General features: G+C 60.4%; 5 protein-coding genes. 1 reads left to right on the top strand and 4 read right to left on the bottom strand.

The genetic code is table 11. The features are described 5' to 3' along the window. The coding region (locus tag VJV58_RS03875) for an alpha/beta hydrolase (protein WP_324136026.1) at positions 1-847 on the top strand (847 nt) is incomplete at its 5' end. Positions 848-887: 40 nt separating this feature from the next. Here VJV58_RS03875 and VJV58_RS03870 read toward each other — a convergent pair. The 4 genes from VJV58_RS03870 to VJV58_RS03855 all read right to left on the bottom strand — a co-directional run. After that, positions 888-4,118, bottom strand: coding sequence for a bifunctional cytochrome P450/NADPH--P450 reductase (locus VJV58_RS03870; protein WP_324136025.1), 3,231 nt, complete (start codon positions 4,116-4,118; stop codon positions 888-890). A 94-nt stretch (positions 4,119-4,212) separates the two neighbouring features. Then, on the bottom strand, positions 4,213-5,208 hold the full coding sequence (locus VJV58_RS03865; RefSeq protein ID WP_324136024.1) for an alpha/beta hydrolase: 996 nt from the start codon (positions 5,206-5,208) through the stop codon (positions 4,213-4,215). Positions 5,209-5,277: 69 nt separating this feature from the next. Beyond that, complete coding sequence (locus VJV58_RS03860) at positions 5,278-6,822, bottom strand: wax ester/triacylglycerol synthase family O-acyltransferase (protein ID WP_324136023.1); 1,545 nt, start codon at positions 6,820-6,822, stop codon at positions 5,278-5,280. 79 nt (positions 6,823-6,901) lie between these two features. After that, positions 6,902-7,349, bottom strand: a 448-nt coding sequence (locus VJV58_RS03855) for an alpha/beta fold hydrolase (RefSeq protein WP_414641397.1), incomplete at its 5' end; no start/stop codon positions are given.

The following is a 7,349-nucleotide window of genomic DNA, read 5'->3' as shown; positions in this document are numbered from 1 at the left end:
CGATCCCAATGCCGAACCGATGCTGCTGATCATGGGGCTAGGTGCCCAGATGATCCATTGGGATGACGATTTCTGCCGGCAACTTGCGACACGCGGCTTCCGCGTAATCCGGTTCGACAATCGTGACATCGGCAAATCCAGTAAGCTGAGCGGCGGCAAGCGGCTGACCCCGCTCGAACTGCTCAAGATGCGATTTCTCAAAATTCCGGTCACGGCGCCTTATAAAATACGCGACATGGCGGAGGACGTCGTTGGCCTCATGGACGCGCTTCACGTCAAATCCGCGCATCTGGTGGGTGCCTCGATGGGCGGCATGATCGCCCAGGAGGTCGCGATTGTGTTTCCACAGCGGGTACGCTCGCTCACTTCCATCATGTCGACTACCGGCGACCCCAAAGTCCCGCCGCCAACCCGGGAAGCGTCTGCTTTGCTGATGGCGCCGCCGCCGGCCACTAAGGAAGAATATTTCGAGCGCTTCGCGCAAACCTGGAAGGTCCTGCGCGTTGGCAGTTTCCCGGAGGATGAGGCGCTCGACCGCTCGCGGGCCGAACGCACATACGAACGCGGCCTCAACGCGGCCGGAGTCGGGCGTCAACTTCGTGCTATCCTGGCATCAGGCAGCCGCAAGGAGCGGCTGGCTTCGGTGAAGGCGCCTACCCTGGTGATTCACGGCACCGTCGACCCCTTGGTGCGCCCTGAGGGCGGCAAGTTTACAGCCGCGGCTATTCCCGGCGCCAAGCTCCTGATGATCGAAGGCATGGGTCATGCGCTTCCGATCCCGATGTGGCCGCAAATCATTGACGCGATCGACAAGCATGCGCATGCGGCGAGTGCGAGGGCCGCTTAGCGCGCTTGCCTGATTCGTTGTGACTCCTGCGAACGCAGAATTACCCGCCCGCCCAGACGTCGAGGACATAGCGGTTTTTCGTTCCGAGATCGTCGATCCACCGTTGCCCCCCGTCGGCATCGCTGCCGGTCCGTTCGCGATGGATCGCAACCAGCGCCGCCTTGACGTCCGGCTCCATCTTGCCGCCATCTCCGCACACGTAAATGATTGCGCCCTGCTCGATCAGGCTCCAGACGCGTTCTTTCTGCGCGCTGACAAGGTTCTGCACATAAGTCTTTGGGCCTTCCGCGCGAGAGAAGGCCGTGTGTAGCTCGGCGACGCCGCTGGCCTCGAATGACTTGAGCTCGTCGGCGTAAAGGTAATCCTGCTCGGGATGTCGACAGCCAAAAAACAGCATCCCCGGACCAAGCTTCGTCCCGCTCGCTTTAAGCGCGGCGCGCTCCTGCAGGAAGCCGCGGAACGGCGCCAGCCCCGTCCCCGGACCGATCATAATGATTGGCACGGAAGCGTCATCAGGCAACCTGAAACCGGCCTTGGTTTCGCGCACGGTTGCATGGATCGTCTCGCCGGCACGACGGCTGGCCAGATAATTCGAGCACACTCCTTTGTAGATGCCGCGGCCGGAGTTCGCAGTATCCTCCACCACGCCCACGGTGATGCTGCAGCGGGAGCCATCGACGGAAGGCGAGGACGAGATCGAGTAGTAGCGCGGCGCAAGCAGCGACAGCATCTCGAGATAGACGTGCAACGGCAGTTCGCACGCCGGATGCTCCTCCAGCAGATCGAAGACCGATTTGCGCTTGCCGAGAATGTCCGCACGATAATGTTCGGCGGAGACGGCATCATCGCCGACATAGGCGAGCAGTTTTGGCTTGGTCACCGGGCAACGGGTGTGCTCCGACATGATCTGAATCTGTTTGCGCGTTGCGACCTGCTGCAATTCGACAAAGTCGGCCAACAGCCGCCCGACCGAGACCGGCTCGTTGACCGGGAGTTGCGCGCGGCGACCCTGCGCGACCGCCAACCGGATCTGATCGGAGGGAAGAAAACCAAACCTCCTTGCAACGGCATCCACCAGCGCCGGATCGTTGCGCGGCACCACGCTCAAGTGATCGCCGACGCGATACGTGATGCCGGGAGGCAGCTGAACCTCGATATGCCGCGTCGATCTCTGGGACGGATACGCGCCCGTTTTGTTCTGCAATTCGCTGTTCACCAGCAGCTTCATCGGCGAAACGCCACCGAGCGCGACGACCGCGTTGACTGCCGACGGCGCAACCGGCTCGATCTTGTAGAGCGGCTCATCCTCGGCGCTGCGGGTGAAATTAGACGCGATCCCGAATGCCTTGGTCGCAAGCGGCGCGAGCTTGGCGAACCAGCCATCGAAATCTCCATCGAGATCGCTACGAGCATCGCCCTCGCCGCGCGCATACACGGCGCGAGCGCCGTGCTCCGCCAGTTGCTGATCAATCAGTCGCGGCACGGATTGATAGGTCGCGGCCCAGTCGCTGTTACCGCAACCAAAGACGGCATATCTCACCCTGGCGAACGCATCTTTTGGCAGACCACTCCCGAGCCATTTAACGAACTGCGTGGCGTTGTCGGGCGGTGCGCCGTTATAAGAGGCGCAAAAAATCAGGACACCACCCTCTTCGGGCAGCTTGCCAACGTAGTCGTCGAGGGCTGCAAGCCTGGTCGCAAAGCCGTTGACCTCCGCGAGATCGGCGACACGGCTAGCCAGTTCCTCGGCGGTGCCAAGGTTTGATCCGTACAGCACCAGAAGCGGAGTGTTGTGCGCCGGACGGGCGCTGGCGCGGGCCGGCATCGCGCTCGGTGCTGCAGCAGCGCTCGAGCCAACAAATACGCCACGCTCCGTCTCGCTGCGTGGACGGACCTTGATCTTGAATCCGTCCGGCTTGATCGTCAGCGTCTCCTTCAGGTGCATTTGGTAACGATCGACGTCGATCAGCTTGAAGCGCTGAAGGATCATGCCGATCGCGAGCGCGGCTTCGTGCATCGCAAACCCCCGCCCGATGCAGGCGCGCTGGCCGTTGCCGAATGGCTTCCAGGCGTTGATCGGACGAGCGGCCTCTGCCTCGCGGCTGAAATTTTCAGGATCAAACGCGTCAGGGTTCGGTCCCCAGACACTGGAATCGCGGTGCAGCGCCAGCACCAGGACCGTAATGAACGTGTTTTTCTTTAGCCTGTATTTGCCGCCGATGATCTCGTCCTTTAGCGGCGAGATACCGTAGGCAGGCGCGGGCGGCCATAGCCGCAAGGCCTCCTTCAGAATTTGGGTGACGTAGGTAAGTTGGGTCACCTGCTGATAAGTTGGCCTGACGTTGATATCCGGCCCGAGCACCCGATCGACCTCCTGATAGGCCTTCTTGAGCACGTCAGGATGCTTCAAGAGCGCATAGAGCGCGCATGACAAAAGCCCGCTGGTGGTTTCGTGCCCTGCGATCAGGAAAGTGTTGATCTGGTATCGGATGTTGAGGTCATCGAGCTGCTCGCCGGTGGCGCGATCGACGCCGGTCATCATGGCGGCAAGCATGTCCTTTTTGTCGGCGGCCGCATCGGTGTTCTTGCGTCGCTCGGCGACAATCTCATCCACCATCTTGTTCATGAAAGCGACATCGCCGGCGAGATCGCGCCGGCGCTTCTGCATCCACAGGTTCTCCAGCGGCAAGCCGCGGATCATCATGATGGTTTCGAGCGAACGCACCAGGGATTCGACGAATGGGTGATAGTCGCGCCGGTAGAACGAATTGAAACGGTAATCGAAACCGCATAGGCCGATCGTGTCGAGCGTCAGCGCGGTCATGTCGTGGACGACATCGATCTCCTCATCTGCGTTGAGCCGCTCCCATTTCTTCACCAGTTGCTCGGCGATATCGACCATACTCGGGTGATAGGACTGCATGGCGCGATTGCCGAATGGCTGCAGCAGGATATTGTGCGCCTTGCTCCAGTTCGGCTCACTCGTGTCTGCAGTGAACAGGCCGTCGCCGGCAATCGACCTTACCCTGCGCAGCGGCCCGCGCACGGCTTTGTCGAACCGCTTCTCATCACTAAGCTCGTCGACGAGATCGTGGCCGGACACGATGACGAGTGGCGCACCCATCATATCGAGCCAGAAGATCGGTCCCAACTCTTTTGCAAGCCGGGCCAGATTTTGCACCGGCGCAGTCGAATCGAGCGAGAGCATATTGCCAACGACCGGCATGGTTGGCGGGTGCGGAATCGGATCCAGTCGGTTGGTCGACGCCATCGCGGTAGTTCCCTGCCTTATCGCCACAGAGGTTCCGTCATTGCGAAAAACGCTTGCGCCGAGCGATGCTGATGCTGCCTCGTCTTCCGCACGCCTATCTGAACCGCTTTTTACGCCATTCGATCAGTTTGTCGCTGACTTCGTCCGGCTTCTCCTGCTGCGTCCAATGGCCGCTGCCGCGGACCAGGTATTTCTCGAGATCGGGTACGATCTTCTCCATCCCGTCTGCCGCCGACGGCGGCAGCACGCGATCGTTTTCGGCCATGATCATCAACGACGGCACGCGAATGGTATAGTCGAGTTCGGCCGAGCGCTGCCAATTACGCGACATGTTGCGGTACCAGTTGATGCCGCCGGTGAAGCCGGTTTTGCTGAAGGTATCGACGAACACCTTCTTTTCTTCCGCTGAAAGAATCGGCGTTCGCGGATCGTGCCTGGCGTCGTAATTGGCAATCATCTGCGGAAACGCCAGGTTGAGTGTCGGCGAAGCGCCGACGCCGGCGGTTGGCGGCTCGGTCGGCGTAGCGTCGGCCCGCGGGGCGGGCTTCCTCATGAATGCGTCAAATGTCTGCTCGACCCGGCTGTTGAATATGTTATCCACCTCGTGCCCGGGCTTTTGAAACTGCACGATGTACATCTGCTCACCGAACCTCTTTCGAAAAAGCTCGATCGGGTCCACGGGGGGCCGGGCCGTGTGCGGCGTGTTGATCCCGACGACGCCCGCGACGCGCGTAGGATGACGCAACGGCATTTGCCAAACGACAAACCCGCCCCAGTCGTGACCGACAAAAATCGCTTTTTCGATTCTGAGCTGATCGAGCAGGCCTACGAGATCGCCGGTAAGGTGCTCGAGATCGTAAGCCTCCACCGGATCGGGCCGGTCGGTCACGCCGTAACCCCGCTGATCCGGCGCGATCACGCGAATGCCGGCCTCGCTCAGCGCCTTGATCTGGTGACGCCAGGAAAACGCAATCTCCGGCCAGCCATGGCAAAGAATAACGGGCGGAGCATCGGATTTTGGGCCGGCTTCGTAATAGCCCATCCGAATTCCGTTGGTTTGCACGAATTGCGGGGCCGGCATTTCGATCATGTCAGATATCTTTCTCCGTCAGTGTGATTTTGCCGGGCACGGCTCGCTGCTTCGACCGTGCATCTTGGTTCAGCTTGCTGCGCTTTTTAGATTAGGTGGCGCAAACGCAGCCTCGAGATCCGCGAATTCGCGAGGCAGCATGTCGCAGAGCACCTGGACGTGGGGAATGATGTTGGCGCCGGAGATGAAGCCAAAATCAAGCTGATCGCGATAGCTTTGGACTGTGATGTTCAGCGCAATGCCGTGAGTCGAGATCGACACCGGGAAGATGTGCAGCAACTCCGCACCAGCCGCATAGAGGGTCTGGCGCGGTCCCGGCACATTGGAGACAGTGATGTTTGCCGCCGGCGGCAGCACATCCGACAGGCTTGAACGGCTGTATAGCAGCGCGAGGATCTGCACCAGGATCGGCGCTCCCAGCATCGAGAGGTTGGAAACTTGCGGCATCAGGGCACGCAGCGGATGCGACATTTCCTTCGACTTGGTGGATTGGGCAATGATTGCCTCGAGACGCGCCTTGGGATCTTCGATGTTGGTGGCGATCGAGCAAATCATGCCGAACACCTGGTTATTGGCGTCAGTATTGCCTTCCTCGCGGAGCGAAATCGGCACCGCGGCCGTCATCGATTTTGCCGGCAGCGCTCCCTGTTCGAGCAGGTAACGCCGGACCACGCCGCTGGAAAGCGCCAGCACGACATCGTTGAGCTTGCCGCCTGCCTGCTTCGCCACAGCTTTCGCCCGGCTCAAGGAAATGGACACCCCTGCAAAGCTGCGCTCCGAAGAGATTGATTTGTTGAGGATCGTCGAGGGCGACACCATGCTCGCGATGCTGTCGCGCGAGTTCGGATCGGAAATCCTTCCGACCACGTCGGACACGCTCTTCAGCATGGTCGGGACGCTGCCGACGAATTTCACGGCGCTTTCGATCTGGAACATCGCGTTGTCGAACAGGATGGATCCGAGATCGCTTTTTCCGGAGCGCGGCAGGTCGATGCTTTTGGCGGCCGCCGCGGCATCGAACGGCTGTGTCCAGAGCTGCTGGTATGAATCGAGCAGATTGGCGGCTATGTCTCGCGGCTCCTGGCCGAGCTTCGCCCTCGGCTTCGGCGGCTCGACTTTCCTCGGCACCGGCGTCAGGTCGTAGATCATATTGGTCAGTGCCGCGCCCGCGCCGCCGTCGATGCAGGCGTGATGCATCTTCGAATAAAGCCCGATCTCGTTGTCGTTCATGCCTTCGAAGACATAGAACTCCCAGAGTGGCCTGGCGCGGTTGAGCAGCTTGGCATGCATCCAGCCGACAATGCGCTCCAGCGTCGCGCGATCGTGCGGAGCCGGAAGGCTGCCGCGGAAAATATGACGATCGATATCGAACTGATCATCCTCGACCCAGGATGGATGATCGATATCCAGCGGCGCCTTTTCGAGTCTCGCCTTCAGAATGGGCGCGACATGCAGGCGCGAGGCGATCATCGCCTTGAAATCCTCGAAGAAGTCCCCCTTGTAATCCGCTGGCAGACGGAAGATGGCCATGCTGCCGACATGCATCGGCATCTCCGGCGTTTCCAGATAAAGAAACGAGGCGTCCATCGAGGATAGCTTCTTGGCATCACTCATAGTCCCCTCCCGCTGCAAATCACGCGTCGCCTTGGTGGCGCTTCTGGCGTTCAGACGGTCCCGAATTCAGGACGGTGGATCAGGATTGTGCATTTTCCGGAGGTGAGTATGCAATGGCAAACGGCCCCGTTCGATTAAATTGCCTGAAATGCCCCTCGCTTTGGGCCAAACGATCGGCGACTGCCCAGAGTGCAGCCGGATTCACGCCCAGTCCGAGATGGCTGGCAAGATGCACCTCGATGTTTTCGGCGGTATCGGAAGGACGTAACAGGCACGTTCGCCAGTTCACGATCCCATCAGCGCGAGAATAGATCGAGGTGGTCGGAACGGGCAAATCTCCGGCGATGACTTTGCGAAGCTCGGGATCGGCAGTGACCCTCTCGCCCGACAGCGCCTCGTAAAGCCGCGTGGCGTTGGTCGCTGTCACGTCGTTTGCGAATGGACTTCCGAGCGTAATCACATATCGAACCAGCTCCGGCGCCTGGAGTGCCAGATGGCGCGCGTAGACGCCGCCCAGACTCCAGCCG

Source organism: Bradyrhizobium sp., assembly GCF_035273305.1.
Lineage (GTDB): Bacteria > Pseudomonadota > Alphaproteobacteria > Rhizobiales > Xanthobacteraceae > Bradyrhizobium.
This window is presented reverse-complemented; position numbering and strand designations above follow the sequence as displayed.